This is a genomic window from Paenarthrobacter sp. E2MeOHC11, assembly GCF_058744955.1.
The window spans coordinates 2,303,637-2,324,733 of the sequence record NZ_CP196673.1 but is presented as its reverse complement, the minus strand read 5'-3'; the positions used below and the strand labels follow the sequence as shown (position 1 = coordinate 2,324,733).

Sequence of the window (21,097 nt, the reverse complement as noted above, 5' to 3'; positions counted from 1 at the left end):
GAGTGCCGACGTCGTGGTGTGGCGTTTGGTCGCCTGCAGCGTTAGTCGCCTACAGCGTCCCGGCCGCGGCGGAGGATGAGCGGATCGGCGTCGTAGACAACCGAAGTGTCCTTATCCTCGTAGTCGAATTGGTTCAGGAAATAGCGCATGGCGTTGATGCGGGCGCGCTTCTTGTCATTGGACTTGATGGTGATCCACGGCGCGTGGTCCGAGTCCGTATGCAGGAACGTTTGCTCCTTGGCGTCGGTGTATTCTTCCCAACGGTCCAAGGACGCGAGGTCCATGGGCGAGAGCTTCCAGCGGCGGACGGGGTCGATCTGGCGGATGGCGAAGCGCGTGCGCTGCTCCTGCCGGGTCACGGAGAACCAGAACTTGGTCACATGGATGCCGGCGTCCACCAGCATCTTCTCGAAGACCGGCGCCTGCCCCATGAAGGTGTCGTATTCGTCCTCGGTGCAGAAGCCCATGACGCGTTCGACGTTGGCGCGGTTGTACCAGGACCTGTCGAACATGACGATTTCACCGGCTGTGGGAAGGTGCTGGATGTAGCGCTGGAAGTACCACTGGCCCTGTTCGCGGTCCGAAGGTTTGGCGAGAGCAACTGTCCGGGCGGAGCGTGGGTCCAGGTGCTCCGTGAAGCGCTTGATGGTGCCGCCCTTGCCGGCGGCGTCCCTGCCCTCGAAGACAATCACGTGCTTGAGTCCGCGGTCCTGGCCCCAATACTGGAACTTCAGCAACTCGATTTGCAGGCGGTACTTCTCGATTTCGTATTCGTCGCGGGTCATCCGCTCCTGGTACGGATAATCCTCGTTCCAGGTTTCAACGGCGGATCCACCGGGATCGATCAGGTCCGGGTCCTCGCCTTGCCCGCCGCTGATGGTGTAGCCCAGCTCCACCAAGTGGTCGATGGTCTCACGCAGGTTGTCCCTGACCCACCAATTATCCAGTGATGCGGATAGTGGATTTGCCTCCGTCATGCGGTCCTCCTGGTCAGCCGTGTAGTGCGCGGCAGCCTAACAACCGTTGGTGACGGGAACATGAACAGGCGACAGATCGATCCAGTAGCGCCGAAACAGGCGTCCATCCGCATCCGTCCGGGTGTCCTCGAGCTCCCCACCTCGGCGCTCGATGGTCTTGGCGGAGGCGGCGTTCGTATCGTCGCAGGTCAGCAGAACCCGCTCTGGCCTCCCCTGCGCAGCCAAGCGGGAACACAACTCCCGCAGGGCCCATGACGCCGCCCCCCGGCCGCGATCCGAGGGCCGGACACCATATCCAATGTGCCCGCCGGAGTTCAGGAGTGCGGGGGTGAGGTAGTGCCGGAATGCAATGGCACCCACGTACCGTGAGCCTTCGGTAATCCAGAGGTAGGTGCAGGGAACAATGCCGTCCTTCTCCGCCGCTTGCGCGGCGTCCTCCAGTTGCCGAATCCACGCCGAGAACCCTTCGGGGGTGATGACATCGTCCGCCATGAATACCCCGGCGCCGTCCTGATGGGCCCCGTCCCACTCGCGGTGGGACTCAAGGAAGGACTGGTGGAAAGAGACATCCGGAGCGACGAGCTTAAACATGAAGTCGACCCTATACCTCGCCACGGCAGCGGCGGCGACACGGACGCGACACGCGGATAAATAATCGACAAACTTGTCATACGCACAACAAGCGTCGTATATTCGTTCCGTCCAGCGAGTTTATAAAACAAAGGAGTGAATCAAATGCTTAAGCTGAAGCGACTGGCAAAGCGCCGTTCCAAGCTGAACTTCGTGTTCAACTGAACCAAGCAGAAATAGTGGGGACCACGCAATGCGTGGTCCCCACTCATCATTGGAGGCAAGAATTGGCAGCCACTACCTACTCGCTCAAACAGTCCCTCCCGGTTGTGACAACGGAGACGGCCGTACAAATCGGACTGGCACCGCCCAACGCAATTGAAATTGAGGACGCCCCGCCTGGGCTCGCCGAATTACTCGGCTTTGCATCGCACCCACGGACGCTGGATGACTTGGGCGCCAAGGCACAGGACCTGCTCGGTGGCGACTCCGGGCAGATCGTTGAGGAGCTCATCGAGGCTGACATTCTGGTCCCGTACAGGTTCGACCTCACCGGCCGGTACAGCCGCCACGATCTCTACTTCGAACTTGCCCACGGCACAGGACCGGGCGCCAGCGATCTGCTGCGCGGCCGGAAAGTCGCGCTCATCGGCGTTGGAGGCATCGGCACGAATGTGGCCATGCAGCTCGCAACAGCGGGGGTGGGGGTCATCATGCTGGTCGACGGCGACACAGTGGAAGAAAGCAACCTCACCCGGCAATACCTCTTTACGGCACAAGACGTTGGCGCTTCGAAGATCGAAGCCGCCGCACGGAACCTTCAGCTTCGGGCTCCGGCCACCAACACGGTTGAAGTCGCGGCCATGATCTCCGGCGTTGAAGATCTTCTGCCGATCTTTCAGGACGCAGACTTCGTAGTGGTATCCGCAGACACGCCCCAGGAAGTGCTTGAGTGGTCCAACGAGGCCTCCATCGCCACCGGCACGCCCTTCACCTGTGCCGGATACCAGGACACGCGCGGCGTGGTGGGACCAGTTGTCAGGCCCGGCACAACCCCTTGCCTGCAATGCGCAGCAACTGACAACGACGTACGCACCAACTCCAGGGCGTCGCTCACCACGGCAAACCTCAATACTGCATACCAAGCCCCAAGCTTTGGCCCCCTGAACGCCATCGTGGCCTCCATTGCCGCTATGGAGGTGTTCCGTTACCTGCTCACTGGATCCACCAACCTGGACGGCAGAAGGCTGGTGTTCGACTCCCTGGAGTTGTCGTCCGAGTTCGAAGATTTCGCCAGGAACAAGCGCTGTGCTGCGTGTTCCTGACTGCGATCCAGGGAAGGTGCTGGTGACCCTGACTGGCGCCTACGTGGTTGCATCCCTCGGTGCCACCATCGCCAACAGGAACTTCTGGCCCATCGCATCCAACAACATGTTCAACGCAAAGTTCGGGGACCGGGTGTCACGCTTCGCGATCGAATTTCACCTGTCGGACGGAACCGTTGTCACGTGCGGTCCCGCCAACTGCCTGCCAACCCAGTTCTTCCGGGCCGGGGCAATGTTCGCCAACATTTTCATGGCTGCTGACGAGCAACCAAAGCGCGTCCTTTGCCAGAGAATTGAAAACCGTCTTCGTCGAAACAGGTGGAAACCTTTCGATGAGGTCCGGGCACCCGCCCATCTGCCCAACATTCCACTGGGCAGGATGGACATTCTTGTGGAGACCACCGTTCGGGGAATGCCTGAGGAAAAGGAAGTCGTGTACACCTATGTTCCGTCGATTTCGCGCTAGATCAGTCACGTCCCGGCAGGTTCGTGCTGCTGGAGTGTGGATCGTCGCCGCCTTGGCGGTAACGCTTCGCCCAGGTCCGGCGGCAGCGCAGGACTACAGGGCCGCAGTTGCTTCGACGGACGTGGATGCGGATCCAGTTTCTGATGCCCGCAAGCAGTGGGTTGCCCGACGCGCGGCAACTGCCCTCCTGTTGGCGGCCGCGGCGACGAGCGAGGTGTACAGCGGGCCTGGCGCAAGGCACGCGCCGTGGCTTCGGCGGGCAGCTCTGGGAGTGTTCCTGGGGACTCGCGCCGCGGATGCCCGGTCACTTCCAGGGCGTTGGCCTTACGACACGTTTATCGAGGCCGTACTTCTCACAAGTCAGCTGTCCACGCCGGCGAACAGGCAGCCGGCCAGCCTGCCGCTCTCCGTCTCGCGCGTGGCCCTGTACCTGCCCTACACCCAGGCAGGCTTATCCAAGCTCATCCACGGTTTCGACGCCTGGGTCCATCGTGGCGACGCCAACCATATTTACCACCGGCATTTGAAGGCATCGGCCGGCCACCCATTTGCGCAGGAGCGATTTGACCTGCCTGTTCGGGCAATGACCCGACTCATTCCATTTCTTGAATTTCTCGCACTCCCACTGGCATTGGTCCTCCCCGGCAGGTTCCGGATCCTGGTTCCATGCTGCACCACCATATTCCATATGATTATTGCCCGCACGTGGAATATTAGCTTTTGGCAGGCCCCACTCATGCAATGGTTGATGTTGTCGACGGAAAAGCAGCCCGATCTCGCAATCATTCTACGCGCATCCCGAGGTGATTAAATTGTCGCTGGCAAAGACATGGCAGAGACGTCTCCACCTGACCGGAATGTGGGTGAATTCGCTGGGTGGCGGCGCGTACAACATCGCACTCCCCCTCATAGTCCTCCAAACGAGCGGCAGCCTCGCCCAGATGTCCATCGTGGCCGTGGCATCACAGCTGCCCAAGGCCTTCCCTGGAGTACTCATCGGCGGACTCGCTGACCGCATGTCGCCCCGCACCATGACCCACATTGGCTATTGGGGCCAGGCACTGGTTGCTGCCGCGATGGCGCTGCTTATCGGCCCGTGGCACACACCCTTCTGGGTTCTGGTGCTCGGCGCGTTCCTGCGTGGCAGCCTCGACATGTTCGCCAGGACAGCCACCTTCGTGGCCATTCCGAAAATGTACGGCGACGGCACAGCCAAGTTCAACGCATCAGTGTCCACTGCGTGGACTTCCGCTTCCATTGTGGGACCGGCCATCGGCGGCGCCCTGAGTGCCGTTTGGGGCCCCTGGTGGTTGCTGGCCGTGGACGCGGTGTCCTTTACCGTCATCGCAATGATCATGAATTTTCTGCCGTGGCCGGACCGCCCAACCAGGCAACCTGACCGCCCCGGCTTCTTCAAGGATCTTTCAGCCGGGTACCGAAGACTCTCCCAAGTCAATGGTTGGTGGCGCTTTGCCGGAACCGTTGTCCTCATCGGCTTCCTGTCCGCCCCGCTGTCCACGCTCGCGATCTTCCAGACGTCAGTTGGCCTTGGAGGCTCTACTACGGAAGTGGGAATCGTCGGCGCGGCTGCGGCTGCGGGACTGTTCTGCGGGTCAATATTGTCCGGCCTGGTCTCCGCTTGGCAACCGAACCTGTTGATGCAACGTTCCTCGTGGCTTATGGCAGGAGGAGCTTTGCTCTTCTTCATCCCGTCGTGGATTGCCGTTGCGAGTGCGCTGTTCGTTGTCTGCACGGGCGGCATTGCGTGGACGATTGGGCGAACTTCCCTCATTCACCAACAGATCCCCGCGTCCGATCTTGGCAAGACCATGACCGCCGTCCAATTCTTGGAAACAGTGTCGAGCCCCCTCAGTCTTGCCGTCGCCACCTTCCTCATGGGCGTGTCCTCATTCATGGCCTTTGCCTCGATACTCCTGGCAGCACTTCTTTCAGGGGTACTTGCCATCAAGTCGGGATCGATGCTGAAGCCGGGTGAACTGCAAGCCGAGGACAAGGAAAGCGAGCCCGTCCACTAGCAGTAGCCCGCGGCGTCGGGACCTAATCGGTTGAACTGGCCCGCGGCAGTTTCCGGCCCTGGACAGCGGCGTGCGTTTTTTGAAGTGCCGTGACCGATGATTCGTAGGAGCGCTGGGCAACTCCCACGAAGAGACAGTCCACAACCATCATCTGGGCGATCCGGCTGCCCATCGCACCGGACCTGAAAGGCGTCTCGCGCGCGGCGGTGGCCAGCACAATATCGGCCGCCCGCCCCAAGGTCGAGTTGGCGTGGTTGGTGATGGCAATGGTGGTGGCTCCTGCCGCTTTTGCTGCCAGCAGGAAGTCGACCGTATCCACGGTGGTCCCCGAATGCGAGATGGCGACAGCAACGCCGTCGTCGTCCAGGAGCGCTGCAGAGGCCAAGGCGCCATGGGGGTCTGACCAGCTGAAGGACGTCAGGCCGATTCTGTGCAGCTTCTGCTGCAAGTCCTGGCCAACCAGGCCTCCGGCGCCAACTCCAAAGATGTCGGCCTTCCGCGAGCGGGAGATCGCGTCAACTGCCTCAGCGAGCTTGCCGACGTCCAGCACCTGCGCTGTATCTGCGATGGACATGGTCTCGTTAAAGGCAATCTTGGAAACGATGTCGCGCAGCGAGTCGGACGTGTTGATGTCTTCGTAGACCTCTGCCGACACGTTGTGGGCCAGGCTCTCGCGGGCGGTCTCCCGGGCAAGGTCGAGGCGCAGGTCCGAGTAGCCGCGGTAGCCCACCTTCTTGTAGAAACGGACCACTGACGTGGTGGACGTTCCACCCTGCTCGGCAAGGTCACCAATGGACATCATGGCCGCCCGGGAAGGATCCGCCAGGACCAACTCGGCGACAGCCCGCTCGGAGGGGCGCAGCGCTGGCAAGGCGGAACGGATCCGCACCAGCACAGTCCGTGACAACTGCGCGCTTTCTGCGTGTTCCATGGTGTTTCCTTCCTGGCGTCCCGGGCCGACACGCAGCCGCAGGCAGCGCATGTAAATAAGTTACACAACAGCTCGCACAAAGGTAAACGATTGACGCAATCCCAGTGAGCGAATACGGTCGATGTAATCCAAGTCACAAAAGTTGTCATGCACTTCTGCTCATCAGGAAAGGCTCCCCATGACACTCAACCGCCGAAAACTCATCCATGCCTCGGGGCTGGCCGCCGCTGCCGCCGTCGTCGCACCTTTCGCGCCAAGCGCCGCCGCCGCCCCTCAGGCCAACCGCCCCGGAAAGCCGGGCGCCACAGTCAATGGCGCCGACATTGCCGCCGCCGACAACTGGAGCATCTTCGTCGGCCGCCGGGTGGGAGTCATCACCAATCCCACCGGAGTCCTGGAGAACTTCCGCTCGATCGTTGACGATATGGCGGACAAGGACGTGGAGGTGGCCGCGGTCTTCGGCCCGGAACACGGCTTCCGCGGCACTGCCCAGGATGGCGCCAGCGAAGGGACCTCCGTTGATCCCCGCACCGGGATCACGGTCTATGACTCTTATGGCGCCGAGGTGGCCGACTACGTGGGCTTCTACGAAAAGTCCGGCGTGGATACCATCTGCTTCGACATCCAGGACGTCGGGGCGCGGTTCTACACCTACATCTGGACGATGTGGGGTGCCATGCAGGCGGCATCCCGGACGGGTGCCAGGTTCGTCGTCCTGGACCGTCCCAATCCGGTTGGGGGCCAGGCACGGGGCCCCGTCCTGCAACCCGGGTTCGAGTCCGGAGTGGGAAAGCTGGGGATCGCACTCCAGCACGGCATGACCGTCGGCGAACTCGCCAAATATTTCAACGCCGTGCACTTGCCGGCCGCCGGCCTCAGGCCTCTCCAGGACCTTCACGTCGTCGAGGTCCAGGGTTGGCGGCGTGAGATGACCGGCCCGGACAGCCGTGCGTCATGGATACTGCCGAGCCCCAACATGCCCACTCCGGAAACGGCTGTCTTGTACCCGGGAACTGCGCTCTTCGAGGCCACCAACATGTCCGAAGGCCGCGGGACGACCCGGCCGTTCGAGCTCATCGGCGCACCCTATGTGGACTACCGCTGGGCGGAGGCGCTGAACAGCAAGGGCCTTGCCGGCGTCACTTTCCGCGAGGCCTACTTCCAGCCGACGCTTTCGAAGAACCAGGGCCTCGTCTGTGGAGGGGTACAGGTGCACATCACGGATGCTTCGCGGGTTGAAGCGCTGGAAATCGGCACGCACATGCTGGTCGAAGCCAAGCGCCTCTATCCAGGTTTCGCCTGGCGTGGCGACGGAGGGCGCTGGATGGGACTGCTCAGCGGGTCCGCGCGCTTTGCCGAACAGCTCGACGCCGGCGCTGACGCCCGGACCATCACGGAAAGCTGGCGGGCGGAACTGGGTCAGTTCGTCCGCGATACCCGCCAATATCTCCTCTACAACGGGCCACGCTAGGCCAACCGGAATACTCACGATTGGAATTGGGATTCGCATGCACAGAAAAGGAACAACCTTGATGACGGCCGCCGCCACGGCACTGCTCATGACGGGCACGGGGGTAATGACTGGCGCGGGCGCCGCAGTGGCCGCCGTGCCCACCACCGCGCGTACGACGACGGTCGCCGCCTCACCTGACATCGAGGCGATGATTTCAGGCATGTCGCTGGACGAAAAGATCGGCCAGATGACGTGGACCCATGTGTACGGCTCATCGGCAGATGACACCTCCATGGCGGCAAGCAACCAAGAGCGGTACGGCGTCAATACGCCAGCCGAGGTGGTGGAAAAGTACAACCTTGGCGGCGTCCTCTACTTTGCATGGTCTGGAAACACCAACAACCCCCAGCAGGTGGCCGGGCTGTCCAACGGCCTGCAACAGACTGCGCTGCGCCAGGACGGGACGGGGATTCCCCTGGCGGTCACCATCGACCAGGAAGGCGGCCTGGTTGCCCGTATCGGATCACCGGCCACGGTCCTCCCGGGCAACATGGCACTCGGAGCCACGGCAGATGCGGACCTGGCGAGGGCACAGGGCGAAATCCTGGGCTCGGAGATGCGTGCCATGGGCATCAACGTTGACTTCGCGCCCGTGCTGGACCTCAACTCCAACCCGGACAACCCGGTCATCGGCATCCGGTCCATGGGAGAAGACCCTGCCTTGGTCAGCGCACTCGGGGTTGCCCAGATCGATGGCCTGCAGGAGCACAACGTTGGCGCGGCAGCCAAGCATTTCCCCGGCCACGGTGACACCTCAGTGGATTCCCATTACGGGCTGCCCACCGTCACCTACGACCGGGAAACCCTGAACCAGCACCTGAAGCCGTTCAAAGCCGCCATTGACGGCGGGGTGGACATGGTCATGACGGCACACATCATTGTGGAAGCCATCGACCCCGAGATGCCCGGCACCCTGTCCCATAAGGTGCTCACCGGCTTGCTCCGTGATGAGCTGGGGTTCAAGGGCCTGGTCACCACGGACGCCCTGGACATGGCCGCGATGGCTGCCGAATGGCCCCAGGAAGAAATCGCCGTCAAGGCAATCCAAGCGGGCTCCGACATCCTCCTCAACTCCCCCGACGTGGACGCGTCGTTCGCTGGGGTTCGTGCCGCCGTCGAGTCCGGTGAGATCACCGAATCACGCCTCGACGAGTCCGTTCGACGAATCCTCGAGTGGAAGGTCAAGCGGGGCGTCTTCGAGCAGCCGCTGGCAGACCCCGCCACCGTGGATCAGCTCGTTGGCACGGCCAGCAACCTGGCCACCGCCAACCTGATTTCCGACCGCGCCGTGACTTTGCTCCGCAACCAGGAACAGGTCTTGCCGCTGGCTTCCGGCAGCTCTGTCCTCATGGTGGGCGCCGGTTCGGGACGCCCCGAAATTGCGGGTCCCATGCTCAAAGAGCAGGGCTTCACGGTCACAGAGGACTACGAAAACGGAAGCTCACCCTCCGCCGCCTACCGTGCCCGGGCCGTTGCCGCCGCGGGCAACGTGGACGCCGTCGTCTTCACCTCTTACAACGCCAGCGCCAACGCAGCACAACAGCAAATGGTGGCAGAACTGGCGGCAACTGGAACACCTGTGATCGTCGTCGCCACACGCAATCCCTACGACATCAGCGTCTTCCCCGGCGCCGACGCCGTGCTCAACAGCTATGGAGTCAACAAGGTCAACTTCCACGGAGTGGTCCATGCCATCTCCGGTGCAATCAACCCCGGCGGCAAGCTTCCGGTCAACATCCCTGAAGCCGACGGCGACGGCGTCCTCCTGCCATTGGGCTTCGGCCTCCGGTATGACACCACGACGCCGGCAGCGGTCACCTTCACGGACCGGCCCGGCAAGGGTCAGGACTCGTACCTTGTTCCGTCGGTCGAGGGCGTGGCCTACCTGGTGGACGGCCAGGAAATCGCCGGCGGGACGTACAGGAAACCCGCTGGAACGGTGACCGTTGCCGCCGCGCCCATGAAGGGGTACGTCTTCACTGCAGGCGCCACCACTGAATGGAGCCACACCTTCACTACGGGACTCCCCAAACCCTGAACTCTAAACCTTAGGTAAGAGTCACACCACCGGGGAGTTCATCAGTGCGACCGTGATGAGCAGGGCAATCCCGAACATCGGCAGGCAAAGGACGATGTTGGTCAGCCGGTTGTCCCTCATCACGGCCACGAACTCCCGCAGGAAGGCGCTGGGCACGAAATACCTGGCCGTCGGAGCACCCACCACCTCCGCACTGATCTTCTGGCGTCGGGACAGGAGGGCCGCGCGGAGCACGTGGTAGTTGTTGGTGCATACCAGCAGCGGCCCTTGGATGCCCCTCTCGGCCAGAAGGGCCACAGAGAATGCGAGGTTCTCCCGGGTGGTGGTGGCTCTGTCCTCCTCCACCACGTCGCTGCCAGCTGCACCCTTGGCCACCAAGTACTCCTTCATGGCCGTCGACTCGGGCCGGGGTTCATCCGCGCCCTGGCCTCCGGAAGGTACCAAAACAGGTTTGACCGGTGCGCCGCCGTCGTAAATTTCCAAAGCCTTGTTCAGGCGTGCGGCGAGCAGAGGCGGGACCTTGCCGTCGATCAAGCCGGAGCCCAGGACGATCACCGCTGCCGGGTTCGGAGTGAAGCGCATCCTGGAATAGACCAAGGCATACCCCAGGAACACCACGAACGCGCATCCAAGATAGGCGCAAAGGAAGAACGCCAACGCGGCCAGGCCGGCCAACACAGGCTGCCCGCTCAGCACGAAAAGGAAGGCGACAACCGGCGCGAGGAACACCGCCATTCCCACAGCCATCGGCAGGAAACTGCTGATGCCGGGGCCTTCCCTGCGGACCATGGTGATCCCGTTGGCGATCAAGAAACCGGCAAAGACGAAGATGCTCACCACGGGCACCACCAAAACCACCAGGTTCAGCCACTCGAACCAAGGGTTCAGGTCAATCAGGAAGTCCAGGAGGGCCTGCAGCAGGAACCACGCCGCTACCAGCAGGAGCACGCCATTCCGGAGCCGGCGCCGATCCGACTGAAACGAGGCAAGGAAGAGGCCCGCGAAGAGAAGTCCAAGGACCAGGGTCAGCATGGTCCAAGCCTATGCGGTGCCGCTAACGCCGCGGGGTGCCTCGTACGATTCGGGCATGAGGCCTTCGCCGGTGGCCACATGGAAGCGGTCCTTCTATAGGTGACGCAGCCTATTGGTGACGCATCGGCGAGTAACTCAAGCCCCGCCGGAAGGCAGCTGCTGAAGTCGCCACGCGATGATGTCGCGGATCAGCTCGGTGGGGAGCGGGGTTTTATGGGGCAGCTTAATGGCGTGCCCGGTGGTTCCATAGTCGGCCAGCTCCACCGAAAAATGCGCGATTGCGTCCGGGGTCGGGTAGAACCCGATGTGCTGCTTTGTTCCGGTGAAGAAGAACAGCGGCTCGGTGCCGAGCTTGAAGGTGGGCATGCGCCAACTGATCGATTCCACCGCGTCGTCCGGCACGGCCGAGCGGATCATGTCGTACACGGCCAACAACCGCTGCCGCACGTCGCCGTCGTACTGGTCGATGTACTCGCTGATCGAGGTGGCTGTCATGGAGGTCCTCCTTGTGCGATGCTGCACCCCCGATCATATTCGAGCTAGTTCTCGCGCACCTTGCTTCCAGCGATCTGCTGGGCAAAGTCGTTCAGGGCCGCGGCCACGGCGGCCGGATGGCTCAGTGTGGCGTAGTGACCGCCAGGGATCTCTACCGGCTCGGTTCCCAGCCGGTCGCGAATTTGGCGCGTCATGAACGACGGTGGAAAGAACAGATCGTCACGGCACAGAATCCCCAAGGTCGGCACGTCCGGATGGTTGCCAGGCCAAGGTCCTGACATCCAGGCACCTTGCTGGTCGCGCTCCCTGTCAGTGGCCTGCAGTGCTAAATCTGCAGGGACGAGATTGAAATATGGCTCTTCGGGGATGGTCTCGCGGTCATGTCTTGTGTTGGTCCACCAGTCGCCGAAGGTCTCGCCCGGCATCGGAATCATTGCCGAGAGGTACACCAAACCGTCGGAGTGGAGCTCTTCGCAGGCCAAGGGTGCCGTGAAGCCACCCAGCGAGTGCCCCACCACGATGGTGTGCCGGGCATCACCAACTGCTTCCGCCACTGCGCGGGTGTAGTCCTCGAGTCCGGCATCAACATCTTCGATGGGCAAGTCGACGGCCACCACACCATGTCCGGACGCTTCAAGCAGTGGGCTGACCAGATGCCAGTCCCACGCGGTGGAACCACCGCCGTGTATCAGTACGAAAACCGCCATCATGCCCCGCTTCAACTCAGGCCGTGTGTGCTGTCACCAGCGCATCCGGCGTACTTTGGACGACACCCGCTGCTGTTTCCACAGGCAGTCCGTTCCGGATCCAATATTCGATGCCGCCGATCATTTCCTTGACGGCGTACCCGAGTTCAGCGAAGGCCAGCGCGGCAAACGTGCTGCCGTTGCACCCCGGGCCCCAGGAATACACCACCACCTGTGAATCAACCGGGACGAGATCAGGGGCCAGCACAGGAATCCGGGCCGTTGGAATATGTACCGATCCGGGAATATGTCCGTGGTCCCACGAAGACCGACGGCGGGTGTCCACCACAACCAATGAACCAGGCTCGGACTCAGCCACTTCCATGACGTCGATTTCGCACCGTAGCTTGGCGCGGAAGTATTCAGATGCAGTAATACTCATGCGAGCTTCGCCAGCTTGGCAGATGCCCGGCGCGAACCGAGCTTGGCGGAAATCCGGAGGCTTGTCTCCGCAGCCATCGGCCCGACCTCGCGGACACGCTTAGCGGTCATACGCGACGACAACGAAGATACGGACAGGGCTGCCACTACGTGATCGTCGTGGCCAAAGATCGGGGCGGCGACACAGCGCACCTCCGGCTCGTTCTCCCGATCATCAATGGAATAGCCCCGCCGCCGGATGGCTTCGAAATCAGCCCGCAACAGCGCCGGATCCGTGATGGTCTTCTCTGTGAGCGGGTGGAGCTCGGAGGCGAGGATCGGCCCCACCACTTCCTCGGGACTGAAGGCGAGCATGGCCTTGCCAACAGCAGTGCAGTAGGCCGGCATGGTTGCGCCCACCCGCGACGCCATGCGCACCGTGGCCTCGTCCTCCACCTTGTCCAGGTAAACCACGTCGTGCCCGGAAAGCACCACCAAGTGGCAGGTGCTTTCCGTGGCACGCATGAGGCTCCGAAGCTCACCGTTGGCGACACTGCGCAGATCCACACGGTCAAGATAAGACTGGCCCAGGCGCAAACAGCCATGGCCCAGGCGGAACTTGCCCGTCTCGTGATCCCGTTCCAGCAGGTTCTCCTCCAGCAGTGGTGCGGCCAGGCGCAACAACGTGCTCTTGTTCAAGCCGGAGAGTCGGGCGAGCTCCACGAGCGCCAGCCCATCACCGTTGCCGGGCTCCTCTGCCACGACGGACAGCAGAGCCAACGCTTTGCGGAGTGATGCCGAGGAGTTCCGGGCATCCTTGCCTTCAATAGTCACTCAGTTCCTTACAAGCTGCTCGGCGTCGTAATCGCGCTTCCAACCCTCAACACCCGGGCGCTGCTGCCACGGCATCGGACCGGACAACGGCCGGTATTCCACGCCCATGGCATCGAGCCGTGCCACGTGGGAGCCTGTGAGTCGGGTTAGGAATTCATCGTAGTCCCGGCCTTCCGGGTTGGACCAGAACACTTCGGCGATCGCACTGAGTCGCGGGAACGCTGCGAACTGCACGCGGCGCGGTGAGTCCAGGTGCTCGGTCCAGATGTTGGCCTGGGCACCGAGCAGGCGGCCCGGGAAGTCCGTGCCTTCAAGACCAGGCAGCGGCTCGAACTCGTAGACGGCCTGAAGCGTGGTCACGAATCCAACCGGCACGGGTTCGTCGTCGCCATCCGCTTGGCGATGATCGAGGTAAAGCTTGTGCTCGGGGCACATCACCACGTCGTAGCCCTTGCGGAGGGCGTCAATGCCGCCCTCGTATCCACGCCAGGACGCGACGAGCGCACCGTCCGGAAGGCCGCCGTCGCCGATTTCATCCCAGACGGACGTGGCGCGGCCGTGGCCCTTCACATGCAACGCCAACTGCCCCACGAACCAGTTGTGCAGACCGGAAACGTCATCCAAGCCCAGTTCTGCGGCCTTCGCCTGGGCCTTGGCGCTGGCCTGCCACTGCGTCAGGGGCACTTCGTCGCCGCCGAGGCTTATCCACGGGGAGGGGAAGATCTCCACTACTTCGTCCAGCACATTCCGGTAGAACTCGAGCGAGGTTTCGGAAATTTCCAGAACGGTCTCGTTGATGCCCCAGCGTGTCCACACCTCCACAGGCCCGTCACCCGCGCCAAGCTCCGGGTAGGCCGCGATGGCCGCCTGGCTGTGGCCTGGAACGTCGACCTCGGGGATGACGGTGATGTGCCGTTCAGCGGCGAAGCCCACAATCTCGCGAAGGTCTTCCTGCGTGTAGAAACCACCGTGCGGGCGGCCGTCGAAAACGCCTGCACGCCAGGAGCCAAGCGACGATTCACGTCGCCAAGCGCCCGTTTCAGTCAGCTTGGGATAGCGGTTGATCTGGATCCGCCAGCCCTGATCGTCCGTGAGGTGAAGGTGCAGCACGTTCAGCTTGTGCATCGCCATCACCTCAATGAACCGCAGCACGTTGTCCTTGGGCATGAAGTGCCGCGCGACGTCCAGCATGGTTCCGCGGTAGCCGAATCTCGGCTTGTCCTCCACAGAAACCCGCGGAACCGGCCACCCCTCAACAGACCCAACTGGAGCCTGCCGCAGCGCAGCCGCCCCCATCAACTGCAGAAGCGTCTGCGCACCGTAGAACGCACCCGCGGCACCGCCAGCAGAAATCACGACGGCGTCACTCACCTCCAAGCGGTACGCCTCGGCGTCGAGCGCTGGGTCAAGCAGGAGGCGGATGTCCGCCCCGCGGGTCGGCGCGGGAGCGAGGTCCCAACCGGTGGCTGCCCCCAAAGCCCGGGCCAACCAGCGGCGGGTACCGGCGAACGCAGGATCCGCACCCAAGGTTGCGCCGGCGTCGAGCTCCAATTCGCCGGTCCCCGCGGAGAAGGCCCACGGCGCCGGGACCAGCTGGTGAAGCGCGCTCATCCCTTGACCGCCCCAGCCAGTCCGGATACAAGCTTGCGCTGGACTGATACGAAGAAGATCAGCACGGGAATGGTCATGATGACCGAGCCGGCCATGATGGCGCCCCAATCGTTTTGGTCGGGCTTGAAGAATGTCAGCAATGCCATGGGCAGCGTCTGGTTCTCCTGGGCGGAAATGATGAAGGTCTTAGCGAACAGGAAGTCGTTCCACGTGGAAATGAACGAGAACACCGAACATGCCACCACCCCCGGCGCCACCAGGGGGAACAGGATGGAGCGGACAAACCGGAAGCTGCTGGCACCGTCCAAACGGGCGGCCTCCTCAACTTCCAGAGGAACCGCCGCCACAAATCCACGAAGCATCCAGATGGCGAACGGAATGCTGAAACCAACATGCACCAGGACCAGCGATCCCAGTTGGTTCAGGCCCACCAACGGGATGGCCTCGCCGGCGTTCCGGAGGAGGAAGAACAGCGGAATGGTCAGGGCTTCAACTGGAACCATCTGCGAGACCAGGATGATGATCAGCAGCTTGGTCCGCATTTTGAAGTTGTAACGGGTCAACGCGACGGCCGCGAGGAACGCGAGGATGGTGGACAGCACCACAACCACCAACGCCACGATCACGCTGTTCAGGAAGTACTGGCCGAAGTTGTTCACACCCAGGACGCGCCCGAACGAGTCCAGCGACGGTTCAAGCGTGTACGGCGCCGCGTCACCGGCGTCGAGCGCTGTTTTCGGTTTCAGCGCGGACAGCACCATCCAGAACAGCGGGAAGGCAACGATCAGCGCGATGACAATTGCCGCGGCATCCGCGCCAAAACGGCGCTTGCCCTGCTTGCGCAGCTTCTGCGGGGCCTCAGCCTTGGCGGTTCGGCGCGGGACTGATGAAACGTCGACGGCGGTCATAGGGCTTCGCCTGTTCTCTTGAGGATCCGGAGGTAGACCAGCGTGATGACCATGAGCAGCGCCGTCATGATCACGCCCAGCGCGGAACCGAGGCCATAAAGGCTCGCTGCGAAGGCCTGCTGGTAGCCATAGACGTTGAGCACCAGGTTCTGGCCGGCAATGCCACCGCCGTTGGTCATGATGTAGATCTGCGAGAAGATCTTGAAGTTCCAAATGATCGACTGGATGGTCACCACGATCACGATGGGCCGGAGCATTGGAAGCATGATGCTGCGGGCAATCCGGGGCATGGAGGCGCCATCAATCCTCGCGGCTTCAATGACCTCGGTGGGTATCGCCTGGATGCCTGCGTACACCGTGACCAGGACGAACGGGAACGAGCACCACACCACTTCACTGGCGACGAGCCCGAATGCCGACCACTTGTCGTAGGTCCAGGAGTATCCCTCGAACTGCGTCAGCCCGATGGCCACCAGCGTCTTGTTGACCAAGCCCAAGGTGGGCTCGAACAGGAACAGCCACACAGCACTGCCCGTGACTGCCGGGGTGGCCCACGCGCCGAGCGAGACCACGAACAGCATCGAGCGGACCCACGGGCGCAGCCTGGTTGCCAGCACCGCCAGCGAGCTGCCCACCAGCAAGGTGAACACCACGCAGGCGGTGGCGAAGACCACCGTGTTGCCAAGGACAGTCCAGAACTGCGGATCGGCGAACAGCTTCTGGTAGTTCCCCAAACCGACGAAGTTCAGGGGCGCCTTGCCGCTGACCTGCGCCTGGCGGTAGTCGTACAGCGAGACGTTGATCAGCTGGAAGATCGGGTAGCCGAGCAGGGCGATCAGGACGATGAAAGCCGGGGCAAGGTAGAGCCAGGGCTCCAGTCCGCGCTTCCCGTTGGAGAAGCGCCGGGACTTGCGCGCCGCCGTCGTCGGCCCCTTAACTGGTGTGCCGCCTTGGGGCGCCTCGGGCAGAACCGGGGTGAGCGCTGTCATGATGCGCCTTCAGTTGGTGAGGGGGTGCAGCTTGGTGAGGGGGTGCAGCGCATTACTTGGACCCGAATGCCGTGTTCATGGCCGTTGCGGCCTCGGCGGTGGCGGCGTCGACGTCGGCCTTGCCCGTAACCACCTTCTGGTACATGCCCGTGAAGACACCCTGGGCGTCAATGGTGGACCAGTTTTCCGTGACCGGGACAAACTTGGTTCCGGCACCGAGGGTGTTGATGAACGGTTCAACCTGTTTGTTGTTCTCTGCCACAGACTTCTGGACATCGCTGAACGTGGGGAGGTTGCCCATGGAGTCGAACATCTTCTGCTGGTACTTCTTGCTGGCCAGGAGCTTCACGAAGTCAGCAGCCAGGGTGCGACGTTCGCTGCTGTTGAAGACGCCAAGGTTGTTGCCGCCGGCGAAGGCGGGAGCGATGGAACCAGCGGTCTTGCCGGGAACCGGAACGACGGCGAACTTGTCCTTGATGGCGCTGGCGGCAACGGCCTTGTAGTTGAAGTCACCGCCGATGGTCATGGCCGACTTGCCGGCGATGAACTGCTGGACGCTGGCATTTCCGCCGAACTCCGCGCAGGTCTGGGCGGGGCAAATATCGTCCTTGAGCAGCCGCGTGTACGCCGCAACGCCTTCGCGTGACTCGGTGGAGTCCAAACCGGAAACGAACGTGTCACCTTCCTTCGTGGCGATCTCGCCGCCGTTGGCCCACAGGTACGGCATGGCGGAGAACTGCGCAGCACCACCAACGGAGATACCCAGCAGGTCCGGGTTTGCGGCCCGGACAGCGCGGGCGACGGTTTCTACTTGGTCCAGTGTCTTGGGAACCTCAAGGCCCAGCTGCTGCAGGAGGTCCGTGCGGTAGTAGAGGGCACGAACGCCGACGAACCACGGAACTCCGTAGTTCTTGCCGTCGATTTCGGTGGTATCCAGGATCTTCCCGTCCAGGTCCTTTGCTTCGTCCCAGGACTTGATGTCCTCGGTGACGTCGGCCAGGCCACCGGATGCCACGTAGCTGGCCAGGTCGGTGTTGCCGAACTCAGCCACATCCGGTGCGCTGGAAGGATCGTTGAACGCGGCCTTGAATCGTTCGGCACGGCTGTCTACCGGAATGTACTGAACGTCGATCTTGGCACCACTGTGTGCCGCTTCGAATTCAGTAACGGCTTCCCTGACCACTGCGGACTTGGGATCCTGGTTGACCTCGGAAAAGAGCCAGACGCGGACCGTGCCGGTCTGCTCGTTCGAACTGGAGGCTGCGTTGTTCGAGGTGGGCGGAGCGCAGGCGGTCAATGCGAGCGCTGCGATGGCTATTGCCGCGGCGGAGCGTGCGAGTTTCAAGTGTCCTCCATGGAGAAAAGTTGGGTTCCGCGGGACTTCCCCCTCCGCGGCTATGAAACCAAACACTATGAACGGGCAGGTGTGGGCGGAAGCACATTTGCCAAAAGGTTTGCATTGCAAAACAAGAATCCAGTTTTTGGGCATTTTGGTCTATACCAAGACGCATTCTCCTGCGTGCGGACGGGCATGTTTGCGGATGATGACTGCGGCAAACTCTCGCCCTTTTCGAGGCCCGGCGGTAGAGTGCGGCCTATGGCGCGGGGGAGCGTCCTGGCATTTTTGGGGGGATTTCAGTGGGAACTGTTGTCAGTGATTCAGGGCTGCCTGCGTTCAGCTTGATCGGCCGGGTGTGGTCCCGGCGGGGCACCATGGTTGCAGCCGCCGGAGTAGCGGCGCTCCTGCTTGCCGGGATCCCGGCTGTTCCTGCCGAGGCGGATGTCATCACGGACACCCTTGGGGTGGGGCCAAATGGTCATGACGTGGCAGTTAACGCCCTCACGAACACTGTGTACGTGGCCACGGAGGACGGGCTGACCATCGTGAACGGCACAACGCATGCCATCACCAAGGTAAATACAGGCGGAACAGCGGACGCCGTGGCAGTCAACGAAGCCACGAACAAGATCTACGTTGGCAACAGGGTAACCAGTCCGGGCGGAAGTGTGGCTGTGGTTGATGGCACCACGCTTGCCGTGACCATGGTCCCGGCCGGGGCGCAAACCGAAGCCATCGTAGTCAATCAAAAGACGAACAAAATCTACGTTGGTACTCGCTCCGGGCTGTACGTGATCAACGGAACGAACAACCAAACCACACAAATCACTACGAGTCCGTCGAGTGACCTCTCCATCAACCAGGCAACCAACAAGATTTACGCGTTGAGCGGCGGGGTGATGGTCATCGACGGACCCACGAACGCCGTCAGCCGCCTCGATGCCGGCCACGACGTTGCCGCGCCTGTCCACCTGGCCATCAATGCGGCCACCAACCAGGTCTATGTAGCCCTCAAGGTAAGAAACTACATGGAGCTCAATGTCATTGACGGGGCTACCCACGATGTTGGAGGGCTGTTCTCCAGCTACGACACCAGCCCCACCGAACTCACCGTCGACGAAACGCGAAACAAGGTCTATCTGGGCCGTTCGCTCGGGGGCGGACTCGGACCCGCAACGGGAATAGTGTCCATCTTCAACGGCGGAAGTGGGGGACGCGTCGATATCAGGACGGGCCTGCTTCCTTCCGAAATCGCCGTCAACCGAACCACCAACAAGCTGTATGTTTCCACGGAAAACGGCGGCACCACCGTCATCGATGCTGCCAGTTTCGCCGCGACCACCTTGAACACCGGGGGCGCGGCGGATGTGGCCATCAACGAGTCGACGAACAAGATCTACATCACGGAACCACCCGGCTCACTGAACGTCATCGACGGCAACAGCCCGACGCCTCTGAAGAATGACTTCAGCGGCGACAGGAAGACTGACCTCCTCGCCCGCGACGGGTCAGGCGTGTTGTGGCTGTACCCCGGAAACGGCACTGGCGGCTGGCTCCCCCGCGCTCAGGTGGGATCCGCCTGGAACTCCATGACCGCCGTCGTCAGCCCGGGCGACTTCAACGGTGACAAGAAACCGGACATTCTTGCCCGGGATGGTGCGGGGCATTTGTGGATGTATCCGGGGAACGGTGCGGGGAATTGGCTGCCACGGGTACACGTGGGTTCAGGCTGGGGCATCATCTCCGCAATCGTCACTCCCGGCGATTTCAATGGCGACGGAACAGCCGACATCCTCGCCCGTGATACCTCAGGGACCCTTTGGCTGTACCCCGGCAACGGGCGCGGGGACTGGCTGCCACGAACCAACCTCGGGGCCGGCTGGAATTCGCTGACGGCAATAGTCGGTTCGGGCGATTTCAACAGTGACGGCACTCCCGATGTCCTCGCCCGTGACGGCTCCGGAGTCCTCTGGCTTTATGGCGGGAACGGCTCCGGAGGCTGGCGGTGGGACCGCCAGCAAGTCGGCGAGGGATGGAACAGCATGACGGCCATCCTCGCCCCGGGGGACTTCAATGGTGACGGGCGGCCGGACATAGTTGCCCGCGACAGCACCGGCGCCCTTTTCCTCTACCCGGGTGCGAGTGGAAGCGGCTGGCTGCCCACAGTCCGGATCGGAACAGGCTGGAACGCCATGTCCGCCATCCTCTGACGCCATCGCCTGAAGATACCCCTAGGGGGTACTTGTATTCATACCCCCTTGGGGTATATGTTGGGTTCATGAGCAAGGTAGACCTGAATCACCCGAGCGCGGACGTCCCCGTCATCGAAGTGGACCTGGATGATGCCCCACAGCATGGGTACACCAGCAATAAGGACGCGTACCTGAAGCGGTTGAAACGCATTGAGGGCCAAGTCCGCGGCATTGCGCGCATGGTGGACGAGGACAAATACTGCATCGACATCCTGACCCAGGTCGCCGCTGCCACCAAGGCCTTGCATGCGGTCAGCCTTGGGCTTGTTGAGGAGCACATCGGCCACTGCGTCGTGGGTGCAGCATCCGAGCCCGATCCGGAAGCCCGCGCCCAGCAGATCGATGCCAAAGTCAAGGAGGCCACCGATGCCATCGGGCGCCTGCTGCGGTAATCCCGCCACCAACCACCACACCATCCAACCCACCACCAGGGAGCACGCCATGAGCCAGACCATCCAGACCAATGTCAACGTTTCCGGCATGACCTGCGGCCACTGCGTCTCCAGCGTCAGCGAAGAACTCGAAGCGCTCAGCGGCGTCCAGGACGTCGCTGTGGACCTCAACCCCGGCGGCCTGTCCACCGTGACCATCACATCAACCAAAGAGCTCTCGCCCTCGGAAATTGGCGAAGCCGTGGCAGAAGCCGGCTACCTGGTGGTAGCCAACCAAGCGTAG

General features: G+C 62.3%; 21 protein-coding genes. 9 read left to right on the top strand and 12 right to left on the bottom strand.

All coding sequences use genetic code 11. The annotated features are described in order from the left end of the window. Positions 1 to 41: 41 nt before the first annotated feature. Together ppk2 and ACSSVG_RS10855 are read right to left on the bottom strand one after the other, a co-directional pair. Positions 42 to 977: a polyphosphate kinase 2 gene (gene ppk2 / locus ACSSVG_RS10860; protein ID WP_231342919.1), complete on the bottom strand. Its 936-nt coding sequence runs from the start codon at positions 975 to 977 to the stop codon at positions 42 to 44. Positions 978 to 1,013: 36 nt separating this feature from the next. Next, entirely contained in the window at positions 1,014 to 1,568 is a 555-nt protein-coding gene (locus ACSSVG_RS10855) for a GNAT family N-acetyltransferase (protein ID WP_492418860.1), read from the bottom strand. 266 nt (positions 1,569 to 1,834) lie between these two features. On the opposite strand from ACSSVG_RS10855, the gene ACSSVG_RS10850 reads away from it, so the two are divergent. The 4 genes from ACSSVG_RS10850 to ACSSVG_RS10835 are packed head-to-tail and all read left to right on the top strand — an operon-like array spanning position 1,835 to position 5,374. Next, positions 1,835 to 2,872, top strand: coding sequence for a TOMM precursor leader peptide-binding protein (locus ACSSVG_RS10850; protein ID WP_492418858.1), 1,038 nt, complete (start codon positions 1,835 to 1,837; stop codon positions 2,870 to 2,872). A gap of 22 nt (positions 2,873 to 2,894) precedes the next feature. Next, positions 2,895 to 3,338 carry a hypothetical protein gene (locus tag ACSSVG_RS10845; RefSeq protein ID WP_492418856.1) on the top strand — a complete coding sequence of 148 codons (444 nt, stop codon included), beginning with the start codon at positions 2,895 to 2,897 and terminating at the stop codon, positions 3,336 to 3,338. Positions 3,339 to 3,372: 34 nt separating this feature from the next. Beyond that, positions 3,373 to 4,149: a hypothetical protein gene (locus ACSSVG_RS10840; protein ID WP_492418854.1), complete on the top strand. Its 777-nt coding sequence runs from the start codon at positions 3,373 to 3,375 to the stop codon at positions 4,147 to 4,149. Between the two features lies 1 nt (position 4,150). Then, the gene (locus tag ACSSVG_RS10835; protein WP_492418852.1) at positions 4,151 to 5,374 is read left to right on the top strand and encodes an MFS transporter; all 1,224 of its coding nucleotides are present in this window, start codon (positions 4,151 to 4,153) and stop codon (positions 5,372 to 5,374) included. Between the two features lie 22 nt (positions 5,375 to 5,396). Here ACSSVG_RS10835 and ACSSVG_RS10830 read toward each other — a convergent pair whose 3' ends face one another. Continuing rightward, positions 5,397 to 6,305 (bottom strand): MurR/RpiR family transcriptional regulator, encoded by a 909-nt coding sequence (locus tag ACSSVG_RS10830; RefSeq protein ID WP_492418850.1) that lies wholly within the window; start codon positions 6,303 to 6,305, stop codon positions 5,397 to 5,399. Positions 6,306 to 6,483: 178 nt separating this feature from the next. Between ACSSVG_RS10830 and ACSSVG_RS10825 the strand changes: the two genes are divergently transcribed. Continuing rightward, positions 6,484 to 7,776, top strand: a complete 1,293-nt coding sequence (locus ACSSVG_RS10825) for an exo-beta-N-acetylmuramidase NamZ family protein (protein ID WP_492418848.1) — start codon at positions 6,484 to 6,486, stop codon at positions 7,774 to 7,776. A gap of 61 nt (positions 7,777 to 7,837) precedes the next feature. Further along, positions 7,838 to 9,856, top strand: coding sequence for a glycoside hydrolase family 3 protein (locus tag ACSSVG_RS10820; RefSeq protein WP_492418846.1), 2,019 nt, complete (start codon positions 7,838 to 7,840; stop codon positions 9,854 to 9,856). 21 nt (positions 9,857 to 9,877) lie between these two features. Here ACSSVG_RS10820 and ACSSVG_RS10815 read toward each other — a convergent pair whose 3' ends face one another. The 9 genes from ACSSVG_RS10815 to ACSSVG_RS10775 all read right to left on the bottom strand — a co-directional run bounded on the left by ACSSVG_RS10815 (position 9,878) and on the right by ACSSVG_RS10775 (position 18,176). Beyond that, on the bottom strand, positions 9,878 to 10,888 hold the full coding sequence (locus ACSSVG_RS10815) for a YdcF family protein (RefSeq protein WP_492418844.1): 1,011 nt from the start codon (positions 10,886 to 10,888) through the stop codon (positions 9,878 to 9,880). Positions 10,889 to 11,023: 135 nt separating this feature from the next. Continuing rightward, complete coding sequence (locus tag ACSSVG_RS10810) at positions 11,024 to 11,383, bottom strand: iron chaperone (protein WP_231342200.1); 360 nt, start codon at positions 11,381 to 11,383, stop codon at positions 11,024 to 11,026. A 44-nt stretch (positions 11,384 to 11,427) separates the two neighbouring features. Next, positions 11,428 to 12,093 (bottom strand): alpha/beta fold hydrolase, encoded by a 666-nt coding sequence (locus ACSSVG_RS10805; protein ID WP_492418842.1) that lies wholly within the window; start codon positions 12,091 to 12,093, stop codon positions 11,428 to 11,430. A 13-nt stretch (positions 12,094 to 12,106) separates the two neighbouring features. Next, a complete protein-coding gene (locus tag ACSSVG_RS10800; RefSeq protein ID WP_492418840.1) occupies positions 12,107 to 12,511 on the bottom strand; it encodes a rhodanese-like domain-containing protein in 405 nt (134 codons plus the stop codon). Then, positions 12,508 to 13,323 carry an IclR family transcriptional regulator gene (locus ACSSVG_RS10795; RefSeq protein ID WP_492418838.1) on the bottom strand — a complete coding sequence of 272 codons (816 nt, stop codon included), beginning with the start codon at positions 13,321 to 13,323 and terminating at the stop codon, positions 12,508 to 12,510. The genes ACSSVG_RS10800 and ACSSVG_RS10795 overlap by 4 nt, the downstream gene beginning before the upstream one ends. Then, on the bottom strand, positions 13,324 to 14,934 hold the full coding sequence (locus tag ACSSVG_RS10790; RefSeq protein ID WP_492418836.1) for a beta-N-acetylhexosaminidase: 1,611 nt from the start codon (positions 14,932 to 14,934) through the stop codon (positions 13,324 to 13,326). Then, on the bottom strand, positions 14,931 to 15,842 hold the full coding sequence (locus ACSSVG_RS10785; RefSeq protein ID WP_231342208.1) for a carbohydrate ABC transporter permease: 912 nt from the start codon (positions 15,840 to 15,842) through the stop codon (positions 14,931 to 14,933). The genes ACSSVG_RS10790 and ACSSVG_RS10785 overlap by 4 nt, the downstream gene beginning before the upstream one ends. Next, positions 15,839 to 16,831, bottom strand: a complete 993-nt coding sequence (locus ACSSVG_RS10780) for a carbohydrate ABC transporter permease (RefSeq protein ID WP_492418834.1) — start codon at positions 16,829 to 16,831, stop codon at positions 15,839 to 15,841. The genes ACSSVG_RS10785 and ACSSVG_RS10780 overlap by 4 nt, the downstream gene beginning before the upstream one ends. Before the next feature lie 52 nt (positions 16,832 to 16,883). Then, positions 16,884 to 18,176 (bottom strand): extracellular solute-binding protein, encoded by a 1,293-nt coding sequence (locus ACSSVG_RS10775; RefSeq protein WP_492418832.1) that lies wholly within the window; start codon positions 18,174 to 18,176, stop codon positions 16,884 to 16,886. A 293-nt stretch (positions 18,177 to 18,469) separates the two neighbouring features. Between ACSSVG_RS10775 and ACSSVG_RS10770 the strand changes: the two genes are divergently transcribed. The 3 genes from ACSSVG_RS10770 to ACSSVG_RS10760 all read left to right on the top strand — a co-directional run bounded on the left by ACSSVG_RS10770 (position 18,470) and on the right by ACSSVG_RS10760 (position 21,097). Next, positions 18,470 to 20,380 carry an FG-GAP-like repeat-containing protein gene (locus ACSSVG_RS10770; protein WP_492418830.1) on the top strand — a complete coding sequence of 637 codons (1,911 nt, stop codon included), beginning with the start codon at positions 18,470 to 18,472 and terminating at the stop codon, positions 20,378 to 20,380. Between the two features lie 68 nt (positions 20,381 to 20,448). Continuing rightward, positions 20,449 to 20,814, top strand: coding sequence for a metal-sensitive transcriptional regulator (locus tag ACSSVG_RS10765; RefSeq protein ID WP_231342224.1), 366 nt, complete (start codon positions 20,449 to 20,451; stop codon positions 20,812 to 20,814). 49 nt (positions 20,815 to 20,863) lie between these two features. Next, entirely contained in the window at positions 20,864 to 21,097 is a 234-nt protein-coding gene (locus ACSSVG_RS10760) for a heavy-metal-associated domain-containing protein (RefSeq protein WP_231342226.1), read from the top strand.